The organism is Pedobacter ghigonis, assembly GCF_903166585.1.
Classification (GTDB): domain Bacteria; phylum Bacteroidota; class Bacteroidia; order Sphingobacteriales; family Sphingobacteriaceae; genus Pedobacter; species Pedobacter ghigonis.
This window is the reverse complement of the sequence record NZ_CAESCM010000008.1, coordinates 126,859-144,448: the sequence shown is the minus strand read 5'-3', so window position 1 is coordinate 144,448 and position 17,590 is coordinate 126,859. Positions and strand designations below refer to the sequence as shown.

Genomic DNA, 17,590 nt, shown 5'->3' with positions numbered 1-17,590 from the left:
GTTATTGGGGTAAAATCAGAACGGTTACAGTTTCTCCTTTTTCGAAACTTTCCTGGGTTTCGTTAAGGTATATCAGGCAATTGGATTGGGCAAAGGAACTCAAACGGTACGATTCCTGCGCGCCAAGTGGACTAACCTTTCCGTTTTCGTATTTGCCTTTCAAAAAATGGGTAAGTCCGGCAGGTTTGCTATAAGCGTGGGTAAGCGTGGCCTGCACTTCAGTTACCGAATTGTTTTTGTGCGAGAGTGCCTTTACAGCAGGCAGCACGTAGTTGTAATAACAGCTCAGCACCGATGACGGATTGCCGGGTAAGCCAAATATCAGCTTTTGGTTATATGTGCCAAAGTATAACGGTTTACCTGGTTTTTGTTTCACTTTGTGGAAAACCTGTTTTACCCCACAACGGCTGGCGGCTTCAATTACGAAATCGTAATCGCCTACACTTACTCCCCCGGTTAAGAGTACTACATCATTTTGGTTTAATGCTTTTTGAAGCACATTTTGCAGGATATCCAGGTCATCATCAGCTTCATAAACCGTAATATTGGCTATGCCTTCTGCCTTTAGCGCAGCAGATAGCGAATAGGAATTAGATTCGTACACCTGGCCAAATGCAAGTGTTTCTCCGGGTTTTTGCAATTCTTTACCGGTTACAATAATGGCAATTTGTGGTAAAGGAAATACTGATACTTCGGTAATACCAATGCCCGCTAAAAAGCCTACTGCAGCGGGGCTCAGCAATTCGCCTTTTTCCATGGCCAATGCACCTGAGGCAATTTCAGAACCTATGGCGCGTACATTTAGGCCCGGCTTTAAATTGGCATCCTGTAAAGTAATTTTATCGCCTGTACGGGTAATTTTTTCCTGCATTACCACGGTATCGGCTCCATCGGGTAGTGGGGCACCGGTAAAAATCCGGCTGGTTTCGCCTGCTTCGATGCTTAGATTGGTTGGGGTACCAGCCGCCATTTCGCCAATCAGTTGCAATTCCTTTTCACTGTCTGCAAATTTCAGGGCATAACCATCCATTGATGATTGCCTGAATGCCGGAATATCGAAACGTGCATAAACATCGGCAGCCAGAATATGGCCCGAAGCCTGGCTAAGCGGAATCGCAACAGGTGTTAATGGTGTAATGTTTTCGGAAATGAGGTCTTTTGCTGCTTTAACGCTAATCATGAATAGTTTATCCTCCAATGGTAATCATACTCCTGTTTTGAATGGTTGCCGCATCTATTTTTTCGAAATCAGGAACCAATTGGCCGCCAAGAGCTTTTTTCTTGCTCCAGATAGACGCTTCAATGAGTGGGAGTATGGCTTCTTTTTTTCTGAGTGCGGTAAGCAAATCTGTTTCGCTATCCGAAAAGAGACAGTTTTTTAATTTGCCATCTGCGGTCAGGCGCATGCGGTTACAGGTATCACAAAACGGGTTGGTCATGGTGCTGATTACAGCGAATGAGCCATCGTGACCGGGTATCATAAAGTTTTTGGCTGTATCGTGTGCTTCGCCCTTTAGTGGTAGCGCCGTGAAATCTTTTTCAATAATGGCTAAAATCTCGGCCAAAGAAAACATTTTGTTACTGGTCCATTTGTTGCCGCTAAAAGGCATAAACTCAATAAACCGCACCTGAATAGGGTTGTGCTTGGTCCAGCTGATAAAATCGGTAATTTCGTTATCATTGAGGCCTTTCATTACCACCATGTTAATTTTTACCTTGATTTTGTGCTGTAAAAGCAGTTCGATATTGCTGCGTACCTGGTGAAATACATCTCTCCGGGTAATGAGGAAAAACTTTTCGGGTTGCAAGGTATCCAGACTGATGTTGATGGATTTAATGCCCGCTGCGATTAAAACAGGCAGCATTTCGGCAATGCGCGTACCGTTGGTCGTAATCGTTAGCTCAACCGGGAGTTTCCCGAGTGCGGTAATAATTTGTGCAGCATCTTTACGCACCAAAGGCTCGCCACCGGTTAACCTGATTTTTCTTACCCCATTGGCCACAAAAATTTCTGCCAGCTGGATAATTTCATCCGTTTGCATTAAACGTGAGGCCGGAGTAAAATCGTATTCTTCTTCGGGCATACAATAAAAGCAACGGAAATTGCAGTTATCTGTGAGTGAAATACGCAGATAATCGTGTACCCTTCCGAACGAATCTTTTATCATTTGCCTTTTGTTTATTTAATATTACCTGAAGTATGCTTCCTGTTAATGGGCCGATGTACGGTTATTTGTAGGGCAATCTCAGGTTATAGGGTGAAATATATCTGCGAAATGCAGAAATGTTTCAATAACTACTGCTAATTTATGCATTATCTGTTGTAAAATAACGGAAAAGCAGGTAAAAGAATATAGAAAATGACAAATTGTTGTGCAGGGAAGTATTGTTGCTGCCTTAGAAAGGATCAGAATGAAAAACTTCCAGGTGGGTGCAATGCAAACCAATACTGTTAAATAGCTCGGTAATTTCCTTTGTCCAATCTTTATTCGAATCTACACGGAGAATTTTATCACTATCCCACAAATCGATATTCCATTTAATTTCTTTAAAGTAACGGTTCAGCAACGGACTAATTTTACTCAATTCGTTATCCGTGAATACATTTGTTTTGAAAACAGAGATCATAAAAGTAAGATTTAGGTTTATTTTATGCTGTAGACGGATGACCGGAGAAATTACTTTAAATGAATTCGATTTTTTTTAAGATCTTTTAAATTTTTATCCCTTAAGCCAGTTTTCATCAGCGATGATTCAGGTAGTGATATGCCTGAAAAATAATTTGTAAGGATATTTGCATGGAACCGACTAAGGGATTAAGCAGTATATTTAGGTTAGATAAGACAAGAACATGCAAAAAGAAATAGATCGGAATGTGAACCAGCCACATAAAGGCTCCGATCCGCTTAAGTGGGTAGAACAATATGCCGATTATCTTTATGGCTTTGCCATGTCGAGATTAAGAAATGAAGAGCTGGCAAAAGATTTAGTACAGGATACTTTTTTGGCAGCCTTGCAGGGTTCGGGCCAATTTGAAGGGAATAGCAAGGAGAAAACATGGTTAACGGCCATTCTTAAAAACAAGATTGCAGATTTTTACCGGAAACAGCTGTCGGGTACTTTAAAAGATTTAAAAGCAACGGATGCCGAAAAGGAGCAAAGCGATTTTTTTGATGCTGAAACAGGCCATTGGAACGAGCAATACATGCCCAGGATGTTTGGTTTAGAAACCCATGATCCATTGATTTTAAAAGAACTCGGTACCATTTTAAATGCCTGCCTGGCCAAATTGCCCCGGTTATGGTTTTCGGTATTTGCGATGAAACATATTGATGACCTGGAATCGGAGCAGATTTGTGCGGAGTTAAAACTCAGTTCGCCCAATTTTTGGGTAATTATGCACCGGGCCAAGCTGAACCTGCGCAGCTGCCTCCAAAAAAACTGGAACTAACATGAGCAAGGCATTAAAAAATATCATTTACAACTGCAATCAGGCTACCTTTTTGATCGAAAAAAGAATGGCCGGAAAAATTACAGCAGCAGAAGCGGTGCAATTAAAAGTTCATCTGGCCGGATGTTCGGTTTGCAGGCTTTACCAGGAGCAAAGCGTACGCATCAATAAGTTGTTTACAGGCTTGCCTGCAACTGCTTTTACGTTAGATGAGGCTTTTAAAAGTAAACTGGTTAAGCAGCTGGAAGAAGCATTGAATAAAAATTAATTTTTACTGTAAGGTATTTTAATATTCTGCGACTAAGGTTTAAAAACAATTAAAATATCAGTAAAACTTTAAACCATTAACAACATGAAAAGAATTATCCTGTCCCTGGCCCTGGTGGGTGCGCTGTGTTTACAGGTAAAGGCACAAAAAGGGTTAACAGTAGGCTCAAAAGCTCCTTTATTTAGCGGGGTAGACCAAAACGGCAAGGCGGTGAGTCTAAAAAATGCACTTAAAACGCACCGTGCTGTTGTGCTGTTTTTTTATCGCGGACAATGGTGCCCGTTTTGCAATAAACACATTAAAGAACTTCAGGATTCTTTACAGCTGTTAACCAGCAAAGATGCCTATGTGATTGGTGTAACACCCGAAAACAAAGAAAATATAGCGAAAACAATAAAGAAAACGAATGCAGGTTTTTCGATTTTGCAGGATAAAGACGATGCCATTATGAAAGCTTACGATGTAAACTTTGAGATGGATGAAGCCACATTTACAAAATACAAAGGTTACGGAATAAACCTGGAAACTAATAATGGCAATAACAGGCATACACTTCCGGTACCAGCCACCTATATTATCGATAAATCGGGAAAGATTAAATACATTCATTTTGATCCCGATTATCAGAAAAGAGCATCCGTAAAGCTTTTGTTAAGCCAACTTAATTGATACTTAGTTTTTGAATACTCTTTTCAATCATCTTTTTATCGGCTGCAGTAACCGCCAAATCAATTGCAGTATTAAAGTGCTTTAAAGCTTTTTGATCATCGATTCCACTGTACAGATTGCCCAGAAGTGAAAAATAAAGGTGATTGTCGTTTAGGTTTAGCTTTTCTGCTTCTGCTATTGCAGCTGCTTTACCGTTAGTTTTGGCCAGGGCAAAAGTGCGGTTCATGGCGATAATAGGAGAGTATTCGAGAATAAGGAGCTGATTGTACAGTTGGAGGATATTTTCCCACTTTTCAGCACGGTCTGTTTTATGGGTATGCCAGTAGGCAATGGCTGCTTCGAGGTGATATTTAGTTAAGGTATCGCCCTTCGAAGCACGGTTGAGGTAATAAATACCCTGTTCAATCAGTTCTTTGTTCCACAGTTTTTCATCCTGGTCTTCGTATAAAATTGCCGTACCACTGGCATCGGTGCGGGCATCGAATCGGGAAGCATGGAAACACATCAGCGAAAACAAAGCATTTACTGCGGGAACATCGGTAATGGCATTGCTGATTAGTAAATAGTTTAACCGCATGGCCTCTGCACAAACATCTTTGCGGAGGGTAGCATCATTCGATACCGAATAATAACCTTCTGAGAAAAGCAAATAAAGTGTAGTGAGTACGGTTTCGAGCCTTTGGTTGATCGCTGTAATTTTAGGCTGTTCGATCTTAATGCCTGCCTCTTTCAGTTTTTCTTTGGCCCGTTTTAGCCTTTTGTAAATGGTATCTTTACCTGTTAAAAATCCATCGGCAATTTCCTGTACACCGAAACCGCACAACAGGTTTAGGGCCAATGCAATTTGCGCTTCTTTTGAAACGACCGGGTCGCAGATGGTAAACATCATAGCCAGCTGACTATCGTTTATGTTTTTGTCTGATAAGTCGAGATCAATTTCTGTTTCATTTTCGGTTTCGATCTGGATCTGGTTAACCAGTTTTTGCTCGAAAACAGCATGGTGCCTGAGGTAATTTTTCGTTTTATTTTTGGCAACCGTATATAACCAGGCGGTAGGATTTTCGGGAATACCTTTTATGCTCCACGATTCGGTGGCAGTTAAAAAAGTGTCGCTTACAATATCTTCAGCTGTTTCGATATGCTCAATACCGAAGCGGTAACAGAGTACCGAAACAATTTTGCGATACTCTGTTCTGAATAAATGTGGTATAAGTACGCTTTCTTCCATGTATGGATTAAAGATAAGCTTTTTGGTTATATCGGTTAGGCCGTTGGGGTAACAGCCATTCTGATTTCCACATTACCACCCAGTTTTAATATCGGGCAGCCCTTGGCAATTTCTGCCGCTTCATCATAGTCTTTTGCCCTGATGAGCACAAGCCCACCAATTGATTCTTTAATTTCGGCATAGGGACCGTTGATTACATGCTTATCGGCATGTACTACTCTGCCTTCCAGATCCCAGCGTTGTAATGGCCTAACCAGTTTATCTTGTGCAGCGATATCGCCAAACCAGTCCTGCCATTGTTTAATCGATTCCTGAAGCATTTCAGGCGAGGGCTGATCTTCGTGGGTAAAGGCCCTCCGGAAGATCAATAAAAATTCGTTCATGATATGTTTTTTAAAGGTTACAGTTATTTTCAATGATTGAGTTTTGAAAGAGAGAATAAACCAAAACCTAAACGCTTACTAAATCAATCATTCATTCAATTAATCATTAATTCACTCAATCACTAATTTATTAATTCACTCATTTCTCTTATCCAAACATACCAACTTTGTAGGTACCAACAGCATTCGGGAAAGCGATGTTTAAGCGGTTCCAGGTGTTGATGTTGGTTACCAAAAGGGTAAGTTCAATCATTTCTATCTCTGTAAAATGTGCTGCTGTTTCCTGATATACTTCATCAGTAACATGGGTGGCGGTAACTGCTTCGGCCCAAGCCAGTGCAGCTCTTTCACGATCGGTGTAATAAGGGGTTTCTCTCCAGGCGCTTAATCCGTAAAGGCGTTGCTCGGTTTCGCCATTGGCGCGGGCATCTTTCGAATGCATATCAAGGCAGAAGGCACAGGCATTGATTTGCGATACGCGGAAATCGACCAGTTCGATGATGGTGTGGCCAATTGATGATTTTTTTAATTGCTGTCCCATTGTAAATAATGGTTTCAACGTGCTCATTCCTTGTTCGAATAAATTAATTCTCTTTTCCATTTTGTTTTAAATTTTGATTGTTAAAACCTAATGACACGCGAAGACTGGAAATTGGACAGATTTTTAAAATTTTTTTAATTAAAATTTTAAAATAGTTATAAGTTGTTGATTGTTAGTTGTTTAATTTTTTACAGATAAGCTGATTTTGATGTGGTTTTAGGTTAATCCTCCGCAAACAGACGGTTAAAATGATTTTCGAGGTGATTCCTCATCGCGTTGCGGAAAAGTTCAGGCGATCCGTTTTCTAAAATATCAACCAAACCTTTGTGAGAAACAAACTTGTGTAGCTGTCCCTGCTTTTTAAGCAATCCGCTGTTGTGCACAAAATCGAATATAGGCAGCAACATGCTCTGGAATTTTCGCAGAGTTTCATTTCCGGTTATATCGTACAGTTTACCATGAAAGGCAATTTCATGTTCAATATTGAAGAGATGATCCTGCGCGGCTTCGGGTTCGTTATCCACTATTCTTCTCAGTTCTTTTAAATCTTCGTCGGTAATGCGCTGAAATAAAAAATCGGCCATTCCGATTTCCAACACCAGCCTGATTTCGAAAATCTCTTTCAGGGTGCCCTGGTCCAGAATGTGCGGATTCATGCTTTTAGAAAGAATGCCAAACAGATCGGGACTTGTAATTACGGCACCTTTTTTCTTTTTCGATTCAATCAACCCCATCATGCGCAGGCGCAGCATGGCTTCGCGCACAACCGTACGGCTAACGCCCAGCGCAGCACAAAGTTCGAGCTCGGTAGGGATGCTGTCGCCAACTTTTAATTTACGCTCCTGCAAAAGCTGTACAAGCTTATCTTCTACACGATCTACCAACGAACTGGTATCCACTTGTTTAAAATCACCAATGCTATCCATTATTATGTATAATTTATTTTGTATTCAAAAACTGCCTTCTAAGCTGCTCTAAGCGCAAATATAAGGCTAAGCACCTAAACCCGAGTTGAAAATAAGCAGAAATTATTTGCAAATAAATAAAATAAATCGGTACTTAGTATTATTATGTATAACATAATACAAATATAGATAACCAAATTATGAAAGAAACTTACTTCAAATTCATCAGGCATAGCTTGCCTATGCTGCTGTTCTTTGCAGCCCTTTCGGCATTTGCCCAGCAAACCATTACCGGTAAGGTTACCGACGCCAGCGGGCAGGGGATACCAAGCGTTACGGTAATGATTAAAGGAACAAAAAATGGAACTTCAAGCAGTCCGGCGGGAACCTACAGTATAAAAGCCAGTAAAGGCGATGTACTGGTTTTCAGTTATACCGGCTATTTAACTCAGGAAATCGCTATTCAAAGCCAGTCGACAATTAATATTAAACTTTTAGAAGATAGTAAAGGCCTGGATGAAGTAATCGTTGTGGGTTATGGGGCGATTAAAAAGTCGAAACTTACAGGTTCGGTATCTAAACTTGATGCTAAGGTTTTGGAAACAGGTGTACGTTCCAATCCGGCATCAGCTTTGGCCGGAACAATTCCGGGTTTGAGGGTTCAGCAAACCTCCGGACGGCCCGGCGCAGTTCCCAATATCGTACTACGCGGAGGAACAGGTTATACTGGTGGCGGTTCGCCATTGGTGATGGTAGATGGTTTATTGAGATCCGGATTCAGTGATATTAATCAGGATGATATTGAATCTATCGAGGTTTTAAAAGATGCTTCTGCTACAGCAATCTATGGAGCCAGAGCCAGCAACGGAGTGGTGCTAATTACCACTAAAAAAGGTAAAGAGGGAGTTTCAAATATCGCGGTAAAATCTAAAGTAGGTATCAATAAACTAAACATTCCATTCGAATTTTTAAATGCCGAACAATACATTTACTGGTCTCGAAAAGCAATTGAAACCTCTGGTTCATATGAGCCAAGCCGATTAAGCCAGTTAAATACAACCGGACCGTTTGGCACCGGTAACTTATATAAAGATGCTGCCGGAAATATCCTGGATGGAAATGTGACTTCTTCGGCAGTTTGGAGCCCGATGTTTAGAAGTGCTGCCAACGAAGAGTTACTGGGCAAAGGCTGGCAGGTAATGACTGATCCATTAAAAACCAATGCTTTAGGTGCATATGATCCCACAGGAATTAACCGCGAAATTATTTACAAGGACTTCAATTATGCTGATTATGCACTTAGAGATTATAGCTTAACCCAGGATTACAACGTATCTATGACCGGTGGAAATGAAAAAGGTAAATATTACGCAGGCTTAGGTAGTTATGATGAAAAAGGAATGCCGATTAATACATTTTATAAACGCCTGACCTTTGTGTTCAATGGAGAATATAAAATCAAACCCTGGTTAACCTCTATTTCGAATTTAAACTTTGCCAATGCCAAATGGCGTGATGCAATTAATTCGGAAGGAAACTACCTTACACGTGCTTTAGGAGCTCCTCCAACAATGAGAGGAATGAATGAGAATGGCGATTTATTGGTTGGAAGAGATTACAGGGATGGTAACCCGGCGGTAAATGATGATAAATTTATTAGAAAGAACAATACGGATAAGTTCACCTTAAGCCAGGCTTTAAAAGTAGATTTCTTAAAAAATCTTTCTTTAAGACTGAGTGGAAACTACTTCTTTAATAATGGAAATTATGAATCTTTCAATAGAGATTTCTTGTCAAGTCCTGGGAATTATGACAGAACCCGTACTTCCTCAGCATCATACGACAAAGCTTTAAGTCAGACTTATAATGCCGTAGTTAATTATAACACCACTATAGCATCTAAGCACCATATCGATGTGATGGCAGGTAGTGAATTTTATGATATTTATTCGCAAGGTTTATCGGCATCAGGAAGTGGTGCGCCTACAGATGATTTCTCTGACTTAGCTTTAACGAATTCTGAAAAGGACAGAAGAATAACAGATACTTACCATACCAATCAACGTATTTTATCATTCTTTGGTCGTATGAACTACGATTATGATGAGAAATACCTGCTAACCGCAACTATCCGTCGGGATGGATATTCAAGACTGTTAAATAACCGTTGGGGTAACTTCCCTGGATTATCGGTAGGCTGGAACATCCATAAAGAGAAATTCTTTGAACCCCTTACCAAAGTGGTAAACAGCTTGAAATTAAGAGCGAGTTACGGTGCTAACGGTAATGTGAGTGATGATTTCATTGGAGCTTACACCCTGCAAGGATCATACGGCACCAATAAATACAATAGCAGTATTGGTTATTTGCTTGGAAATATCCCCAATCCTAATTTACGTTGGGAAAGTTTAATTACAAAAGAGGTTGGTTTAGAAGCCCGTTTGTTCAATAAGATCGACCTTTCTGTGGCTTATTATCACAGAACCACAAGTGATAAAATTGCCAACTTAACATTTCCAATCACCGCAGGGATAACTTCAATTGCCACTAATAATGGCGATATGCAGAATCAAGGAGTGGAGGTTGATCTGAATTATAGTGTGCTGAGAAACAGAGATTGGAACGTAAATTTTAATCTTAACATGGCCTATAACGCCAATAAAATCTTAAAACTTCCAAACAACGGCTTGCAAAATAACCTTCAGGGCGGCTTTCAGGTCTACGATCCGGATACCAAACAGTTAATTTGGGTTGGCGGTTTACAGGAAGGCCAGGATCCGAACGTGGCTTACGCGTACCAGGCCAAAGGCATTATCAGAACGCAGGCTGATCTGGATGCTTATGCTTCATCGTCTTTTGTCGATTTATTGGGTGCCAGAAAACTTGTTCATCCTGCCGTGTACAATGCCATGAGTGCTGCTGATAAAAACCTGAATTTTCCAATTGCTTTGGGAGATGTAATGTGGACAGACGTAAACGGCGATAATATTATCAATAGTTTCGACCGTGTTTACATGGGGCGGACTGTTCCCCGCTTTACCGGTGGTTTTGGTGCAAATGCAAGCTGGAAAGGCTTCACATTAAGTACCCGTTTTGATTTTGCATTAGGCTTTGTTGCCTATGATGGTCCGCGCACCTGGTTTGCGAGTAATGCACAAGGTACATTTAATACCACCACCGATGTTTTAGATACCTGGACACCCAGCAATCCGAATGCAAAGTTTCCAACCTATTACTGGGCAGATCAGCTTTACAAAAACAATACTTTCCGCGAATCCAGCATGTTTTACCATAAAGGCGATTACTTAGCGCTTAGGGAAGTTAACCTGACGTATAAGTTGCCAGCCAAATTAGCCAATAAACTAAAAAGTGAAGGAATCAGCTTATCTGTTAGTGGTCAGAATCTGGCTTATTTCAGCGAGTCGACGCTTTATTCGCCAGAGAGCAGCAGTATAGGTACTGGTGGTGCCGGATCAGGTGGCTACCCTTTGCCTAGAACAATAATTTTTGGTCTTCAATTTACTTTTTAATTAAACTACAATGAAAAAGATATTAACAGGCTTAGCCTTAATTATATTGAGCACTACATTTAGTGCATGTAAAAAATTACAGCTGACACCCGAAGATTATTTTGCAAGTGAAACTTTCTGGAAAAGCCCAGCCCAGGTAGATGGCGGAATGATTGGTCTGCATAGTCAATTAAGAGGCTTCCAGTTTACCATTTTTACGCTGGGTGAATTACGTGGCGGAACTTTAAGAACGGGGACCAGCTTTACTGGTACAGCTTCTTTAAATTCAGCAAACATCATCAATCAGGATATCCGCGAATCAAGTACGGGCATATCTGGTTGGTCTGGATTTTACAGGCCTATTTTTGACGTTAATAATTTTATTTATCAGGTAGAACAGGCAAGCTATCTTTCATCAACTGATAAGGCTTATTATTTAGGTCAGGCTTACGGAATAAGGGCATTTTATTACTTTCATTTGTTCCGTACCTTCGGAAGGGTGCCTTTGGCAATAGAGCCAACCTTATTGCTTAAAAATCCAAAATCGGCCCAGGAAATGTATTTACCAAGGGCGAAAACTGAAAAAGAAACCCTCGATTTTATTAAAGCTGATATCGACAAATCGACATCAAGTTTCGGGACCAATTATACCACTAAATTTCAAAAGGCTCAATGGTCTCTTGGCGCTACACAAATGCTAAAGGCGGAGGTATATTTGTGGTCGGCTAAAGTTAAAACAGATGGCGCAGCACCAACCACTACTGTGGCCGACTTAGCTATTGCAAGAACAGCTTTGGAAGATGTAATTTCGAAATATACGTTGTTAACCGACTTTGGGAATGTTTTTAAATCGGCAAGCATAACGGCGAGTAAAGGCAATAGCGAAATTATTATGGCAATGCGAAACCAGTTTGGTGAGGCTACAAATAGTTATGCTCAGTTTATTTATGCCATTACCGATCCTTTAACTGGTTATGTTGATGATAAAGGCGTTGCTATTCCAGCCGATCCATTGCAAGTAAATGGTGGTGGAACAATTATTCGCTATGAATACAAAATAGAACTGTACAACTTATTCGATGCTAACGATACACGCGCAAATGCTACATTTCTAAATTTCAATAAAGGAACTATTCATGCTACAAACCTACGTAAGTTTCCTGGTGTGGTGGTAGAAGGAGCGCGTAGTTATGCTGACGATTTTCCGGTATATCGCGTTGCAGATGCATATTTAATGTTAGCCGAAGTGAAAAACAAACAAGGCCAGAGTCCGGCAGCAGAAATGATGATTATCCGCAACCGTGCTTATGCACCAACCACTGCCCCGGCATTTGTTAATGGTACTTTTGAGCAAAATGAGTTGGCAATATTTACAGAAAGGACAAAAGAATTTGTTGCTGAGGGTAAACGCTGGTACGATTTGCGCAGAATGCAGGATGCTTCGGGTAATCCGCTGGCTTTCCGTAAAGATTTGCCATTGGTTGGTGTTTTGGATAACATTACCGGCCAAAATCACAAGCTTTTATGGCCAATTGATTTATCGACGTTGAATCAGGATGAAACCTTAAAAAACGATCAGAATCCTGGATATAAAGGAACGTAATAAAACAATTAACTACCGGGAGTGATATTGCCCGGTAGTTAATTTAGGTCAAAATACATTTTATCTATTTTAAATTTTAATATGAACTACGAACATTTACAAGGGTTAATTGCTGCTCCTTTTACACCCTTTCACGCCAACGGGGAACTAAACCTGGAGGTGATTCCCGGATACTATCAGTTTTTAAAGCAAAATGGTGTTACCGGTGCTTTTATCTGCGGATCAACAGGCGAAGGCGTTTCCTTGACCAAAGAAGAGAAAATGAAAGTTGCAGTGGCATGGGGTAAGGCAACAGCGCGAGATGCTGACTTTAAAGTAATGACTTTATTGGGCGGTACCTGCCTGGCCGATTGTAAGTCGCTGGCTAAACACGCTCTTGAAGTTGGTTTATACGGTGTTTCCTTTACTGCACCGTCATATTTCAAGCCGGGTAATGTTTCGGTTTTAGCCGAAATGTGTGCCGAAATTGCTGCCGAGGTTCCCAATATGCCTTTTTACTATTACCACATACCCGTATTAACAGGTGCAAACCTCAATATGATCGATTTGCTGGCCGCTGTAGATGGTAAAATACCAAACTTTGCCGGTGTAAAATATACCCATGAGGATTTTATGGATTTCCTTTCCTGCATGAATTTTAATGGCGGTAAATACGATATGCTTTGGGGCCGCGACGAAAATATGCTTTCGGCATTGGTTTTAGGTACAAAAGGAGCTGTGGGCAGTACATTTAATTACCTTACACCGCTATACCACAAACTATTTGCTGCTTTTGAAAAAAACGATTTGCAAACTGCGGCTGCACTTCAGCAGAAATCGATTGATTTTATCCGTTTATTGGGTAAATACGGTGGTATTGCAACAGGTAAAGCCTACATGAAATTGGTTGATATCGACTGCGGGGGATTTAGGCTACCAGTCAAAAATATGGATCAGCAACAATTTGAAAGTTTTAAAAGCGAGGTCGAAAATTTAGATTTTGCTGCTTTTAGGTCAACGAACTAATCAAAAACAGAAAAGGTTTAAAGGTGAAGCATCGTCTTAATTATCGTTCGGCAATGGTTATCTTTATTTAAATCCCATTTCGCATTAATGAAAAAACTCATTTTATATTTTACTTTCTTGCTTACCTCAATTATATCTCCAGAATTACGGGCACAGCAACACATTCATAACATAAGTTGGGATGTGGTAGCTAAAATTCCGCCTGCACAGCTGCAAAGTCAAACAATCGGTTTGGCTGGTGCCATTACGGGCAGCCACCAACACTTGCTTTTTATAGCCGGCGGAACGAACTTTCCTGATAATATGCCCTGGGAAGGCGGTAAAAAGAAATATTACAACGATATTTTTATTTACCGGAAAATGGCCCGTGGGTTGGTTTTAAGGCAATATCAAGCCAAATTGCCATTTAATCTGGCTTATGCGGCTGTATGTAGCACGCCCGGAGGAATTGTAATTGCCGGTGGCGAAAATGAAACAGGATTAAGCAAAAGCGTTTTTATCATGAAATGGGAAAATGGCCAGTTAACCTTTAATACCCTGGCTGATTTGCCTGCTGGCTTAACCAATGCCGCTTTAACACTGGTGGGCGATATTTTGTACCTGGCAGGAGGTGAAACAGGGGGTGGAGCTACAGATCAGTTTCTATTGCTCGATCTGAAAAATGCGCAGCAGGGCTGGAAAAAATTAATTAACCTGCCGCAAGCAGTTTCGCATAGCGTATTGCTAAGCGCGGGAACGAAAATCTTTATGATAGGTGGCAGGAAAAGCAATGTGGGCGATACCAGTACCATTTATAAAAACGTATGGATGTTTGATGTAAATGATCCGGTTTGGAAGGCCAAAGCAGCTTTGCCAAATCCATTGGCTGCAGCTTGTGGTATTACTGCAAAACAAGAGCTTCTGGTGTTTAGTGGCGACGAGGGTAAAACTTTCCATCAGGTAGAAAAGCTGATCGGGGAGATAGACCGGGAAAAAGATCCTGAAAGAAAAGCGAAACTGAACCAGAGCAAAGCCGTTATTCAGGCCGCTCACCCTGGTTTTAGTCAGAAAGTATTAAAATACAATATTGCCAGCAATACCTGGACGGTAATTTCAGGAATTATGCCTTACGGAACGGTTACTACTCAGGCCGTATGGTTTGGGAATGAAATTATCATTGCAGGCGGGGAAATTAAAGCTGGTGTACGCACCCCGAAAATTTTGTCGGGTAAAATAAAAGTAACCAAATGAGAGAAACAAAAAGATATGCATGGGTAGTGGTTGGCTTACTTTGGTTTGTGGCCCTGCTGAATTACATGGACCGCCAAATGCTTTCTACCATGCGGCCGGCTATGCAGCTGGATATTGCAGACTTGCAATCGGCAACTAATTTTGGTTACCTGATGGCCATTTTTCTGTGGATTTATGGCTTTATGAGCCCCATATCGGGTATTATTGCCGATAAACTGAATCGTAAATGGTTAATTGTTGGTAGTTTACTGGTATGGTCGGCGGTTACTTTTTTAATGGGTTATGCCACCACTTTTAACCAAATTTACTGGCTCAGGGCACTGATGGGGGTGAGTGAGGCATTGTATATTCCGGCAGGTTTATCGCTTATTGCCGATTATCATAGTTCCAAAACAAGGTCGGTAGCTATTGGCATTCATATGACCGGTTTGTACATGGGGCAGGCCCTGGGTGGTTTTGGAGCAACCATTGCCTCAAAATTTTCCTGGCAGGCTACCTTTCATTCTTTTGGTTTGGTAGGAATCGTTTATGCGCTGGTACTGGTTTTCTTTTTACACGAGAAAAAGGCTTCGAGCACCCACGAAAAGGAAACCATTCGGGTAAAGCCTAATCTTTTTAAAGGTCTGGCATTATTATTCAGCAACATTTCCTTTTGGATTATCCTCATTTATTTTGCCATTCCGAGTTTACCGGGCTGGGCAACCAAAAACTGGCTTCCTACTTTGTTTGCCAATAACCTGAAAATAGATATGGCACAAGCCGGACCTATTTCGACTATCACCATTGCCGCATCCTCATTTTTAGGGGTAATTTTTGGCGGGATTCTATCTGACAGGTGGGTACAGAAAAATATTAAAGGCCGCATTTATACCAGTGCCATTGGTTTGGCTTTAACCATTCCATCGCTATTGTTAATTGGTTTTGGCCATTCCTTACTGAACATTATTGGGGCAGCTTTTTGCTTCGGTTTCGGATATGGTATGTTCGATGCCAACAATATGCCCATACTTTGCCAGTTTGTTTCGGCTAAGTACAGGGCCACTGCCTATGGTATTATGAATATGACCGGGGTATTTGCGGGGGCTTTTATCACCGATTTCCTGGGCAAATCTACCGACTCGGGTAGTTTGGGTAAAGATTTTGCCATGCTTTCGGTTATTGTATTGGTTGCATTAATGATTCAGCTCTATTTTCTGCGTCCGAAGTTTAATGATTTTGAAGATGCTTAACTCAACAAAAATGATCATGAAATTTATAAAATTTAAAATACAGCTCGGCGTTTTAGCCCTGCTTACCATTTGTACACTCAATGCTTTTTCGCAAAAAGGTATCGAAATTATTTCTACTGCCCAGGTAATTCCGGTTTTAAAAGGAATAGAAAACAATCAGCTTGTGCGTGTAATGGTTTATGTGCCGGCGGGGACAGAAACTCCGTTTAAAAAAATCACGGCAAAGCTGAATCCCGATGGAATAAAAGCCATCGAAAAAATTGAGGTCTACTTTACCGGTATGGAACCGCTTTTTTCAGGGAAAAATAAACTGCTTTCTGTTAACCCTGCAACGGTAAATATGGGGTTCGATGTAAACCTTAACCTAAAACCGGGCATGCACTACATTTGGTTTACCGCCAAACTTAAGCCTGATGCTGATATCGATTCGAAAATCGAATTTCATGTGAACCAGCTGGAAGATGCCCGCGCAAAAAATTATCGCGTTGTAGAAGAAGGTGCCGGTTATGTAAAAAGATTGGGGGTAGCAATTAAGAAGGCTGGCGATGATGGTGTAAATACTTACCGGATTCCAGGCATGGCTACTACTGATAGGGGTACTTTGATTACGGTGTACGATATCCGCTATAAAAATTCGGGCGATTTGCCGGGCAATATTGATGTAGGCATGAGCCGCAGTACCGATGGCGGCCGAAACTGGCAAGCCACAAAAGTGATTATGGATATGGGCGAACCCAACGAAAACAATGGCGTAGGCGATCCGGCTGTACTGTTTGATCCGGTTACCAAAAAAATATGGGTGGCAGCCTTGTGGAGCAAGGGAAATCGCTCTATTGCTGGTTCTAAACCTGGTTTATCGGAAGATGTTACCGGTCAGCTGGTATTGGTGAGCAGCGATGACGATGGCCTTACCTGGTCGGCACCCAAAAGTATTACGGCGGGTACAAAAGATCCCGCCTGGAACCTGTTTTTTAATGGCCCCGGCAGTGGAATTGCCATGGCAGATGGTAAACTGGTATTTGCCGCACAGTACTGGGACGAACACGCCATGCCTTATTCTACATTGGTTTACAGTAACGATCACGGCAAAACCTGGAAAACTGAAGACGGTCCAAAACCGAACACGACCGAAAGTCAGATCATAGAAACAACACCAGGCGTTTTAATGCTGAACATGCGCGATAACCGCGGGAGTTTTAGAAGTGTAGCCACTACAAATGATATGGGTAAAACCTGGCTTGAGCATCCAACCTCTTACCGTACCTTAGCCGACCCTGTATGCATGGCCAGTTTTATAAAAGCCAGTGTAAATGTTAAAGGAAAGCAAAAGGAAGTGGTGTTTTTCGGTAACGATAATGCGCAAACCATGCGCTACAATTTAACCATTAAAGCCAGCTTAGATTTGGGCGAAAGCTGGGATCTTAAGAACCAGTTGCTTATTGATGAACGGAGATTTTACGGTTATTCCTCACTCACTAAAATTGATGATAAAACAATTGGTTTCTTTTATGAGGGGGTAAGGGATCTGTATTTTGTGCGCATTCCTGTAAGTGAAATAATTAAGTAAAC

At 41.2% G+C, this 17,590-nt stretch carries 16 protein-coding genes; 9 read left to right on the top strand and 7 right to left on the bottom strand.

Features of this window, described 5'->3' with window-relative positions:
• Position 1 precedes the first annotated feature (1 nt).
• From HWV58_RS13165 to HWV58_RS13155, 3 genes are all read right to left on the bottom strand, one after another.
• Positions 2–1,180 (bottom strand): molybdopterin molybdotransferase MoeA, encoded by a 1,179-nt coding sequence (locus HWV58_RS13165; RefSeq protein ID WP_175634545.1) that lies wholly within the window; start codon positions 1,178–1,180, stop codon positions 2–4.
• Positions 1,181–1,187: 7 nt separating this feature from the next.
• Positions 1,188–2,168, bottom strand: a complete 981-nt coding sequence (gene moaA, locus HWV58_RS13160; protein WP_175634544.1) for a GTP 3',8-cyclase MoaA — start codon at positions 2,166–2,168, stop codon at positions 1,188–1,190.
• Positions 2,169–2,397: 229 nt separating this feature from the next.
• On the bottom strand, positions 2,398–2,628 hold the full coding sequence (locus HWV58_RS13155; protein ID WP_175634543.1) for a hypothetical protein: 231 nt from the start codon (positions 2,626–2,628) through the stop codon (positions 2,398–2,400).
• A gap of 223 nt (positions 2,629–2,851) precedes the next feature.
• On the opposite strand from HWV58_RS13155, the gene HWV58_RS13150 reads away from it, so the two are divergent.
• The 3 genes from HWV58_RS13150 (at position 2,852) to HWV58_RS13140 (ending at position 4,388) form a co-directional block, all read left to right on the top strand.
• Entirely contained in the window at positions 2,852–3,451 is a 600-nt protein-coding gene (locus tag HWV58_RS13150) for a sigma-70 family RNA polymerase sigma factor (RefSeq protein WP_175634542.1), read from the top strand.
• 1 nt (position 3,452) lies between these two features.
• Entirely contained in the window at positions 3,453–3,719 is a 267-nt protein-coding gene (locus HWV58_RS13145; RefSeq protein ID WP_175634541.1) for a zf-HC2 domain-containing protein, read from the top strand.
• Between the two features lie 84 nt (positions 3,720–3,803).
• Entirely contained in the window at positions 3,804–4,388 is a 585-nt protein-coding gene (locus HWV58_RS13140) for a peroxiredoxin family protein (protein WP_175634540.1), read from the top strand.
• Here the strand turns inward: HWV58_RS13140 and HWV58_RS13135 are convergent.
• From HWV58_RS13135 to HWV58_RS13120, 4 genes are all read right to left on the bottom strand, one after another.
• Positions 4,381–5,616: an RNA polymerase sigma factor gene (locus HWV58_RS13135; RefSeq protein ID WP_175634539.1), complete on the bottom strand. Its 1,236-nt coding sequence runs from the start codon at positions 5,614–5,616 to the stop codon at positions 4,381–4,383. The two genes, HWV58_RS13140 and HWV58_RS13135, sit on opposite strands and share 8 nt — an antisense overlap.
• Before the next feature lie 35 nt (positions 5,617–5,651).
• The gene (locus HWV58_RS13130; RefSeq protein WP_175634538.1) at positions 5,652–5,999 is read right to left on the bottom strand and encodes a YciI family protein; all 348 of its coding nucleotides are present in this window, start codon (positions 5,997–5,999) and stop codon (positions 5,652–5,654) included.
• A 148-nt stretch (positions 6,000–6,147) separates the two neighbouring features.
• Positions 6,148–6,600 carry a carboxymuconolactone decarboxylase family protein gene (locus HWV58_RS13125; RefSeq protein WP_175634537.1) on the bottom strand — a complete coding sequence of 151 codons (453 nt, stop codon included), beginning with the start codon at positions 6,598–6,600 and terminating at the stop codon, positions 6,148–6,150.
• Between the two features lie 161 nt (positions 6,601–6,761).
• Positions 6,762–7,466: a FadR/GntR family transcriptional regulator gene (locus tag HWV58_RS13120; protein WP_175634536.1), complete on the bottom strand. Its 705-nt coding sequence runs from the start codon at positions 7,464–7,466 to the stop codon at positions 6,762–6,764.
• 179 nt (positions 7,467–7,645) lie between these two features.
• On the opposite strand from HWV58_RS13120, the gene HWV58_RS13115 reads away from it, so the two are divergent.
• The 6 genes from HWV58_RS13115 to HWV58_RS13090 all read left to right on the top strand — a co-directional run bounded on the left by HWV58_RS13115 (position 7,646) and on the right by HWV58_RS13090 (position 17,588).
• Complete coding sequence (locus tag HWV58_RS13115; RefSeq protein ID WP_217707000.1) at positions 7,646–10,975, top strand: SusC/RagA family TonB-linked outer membrane protein; 3,330 nt, start codon at positions 7,646–7,648, stop codon at positions 10,973–10,975.
• A gap of 10 nt (positions 10,976–10,985) precedes the next feature.
• Entirely contained in the window at positions 10,986–12,557 is a 1,572-nt protein-coding gene (locus HWV58_RS13110) for a RagB/SusD family nutrient uptake outer membrane protein (RefSeq protein WP_175634535.1), read from the top strand.
• Between the two features lie 81 nt (positions 12,558–12,638).
• Positions 12,639–13,562: a dihydrodipicolinate synthase family protein gene (locus HWV58_RS13105; protein ID WP_175634534.1), complete on the top strand. Its 924-nt coding sequence runs from the start codon at positions 12,639–12,641 to the stop codon at positions 13,560–13,562.
• Positions 13,563–13,649: 87 nt separating this feature from the next.
• Positions 13,650–14,792 carry a Kelch repeat-containing protein gene (locus tag HWV58_RS13100; protein WP_175634533.1) on the top strand — a complete coding sequence of 381 codons (1,143 nt, stop codon included), beginning with the start codon at positions 13,650–13,652 and terminating at the stop codon, positions 14,790–14,792.
• Positions 14,789–16,021: an MFS transporter gene (locus HWV58_RS13095; protein WP_175634532.1), complete on the top strand. Its 1,233-nt coding sequence runs from the start codon at positions 14,789–14,791 to the stop codon at positions 16,019–16,021. The genes HWV58_RS13100 and HWV58_RS13095 overlap by 4 nt, the downstream gene beginning before the upstream one ends.
• A gap of 16 nt (positions 16,022–16,037) precedes the next feature.
• On the top strand, positions 16,038–17,588 hold the full coding sequence (locus HWV58_RS13090; RefSeq protein WP_235972726.1) for a sialidase family protein: 1,551 nt from the start codon (positions 16,038–16,040) through the stop codon (positions 17,586–17,588).
• The last annotated feature ends 2 nt before the right edge of the window (positions 17,589–17,590 follow it).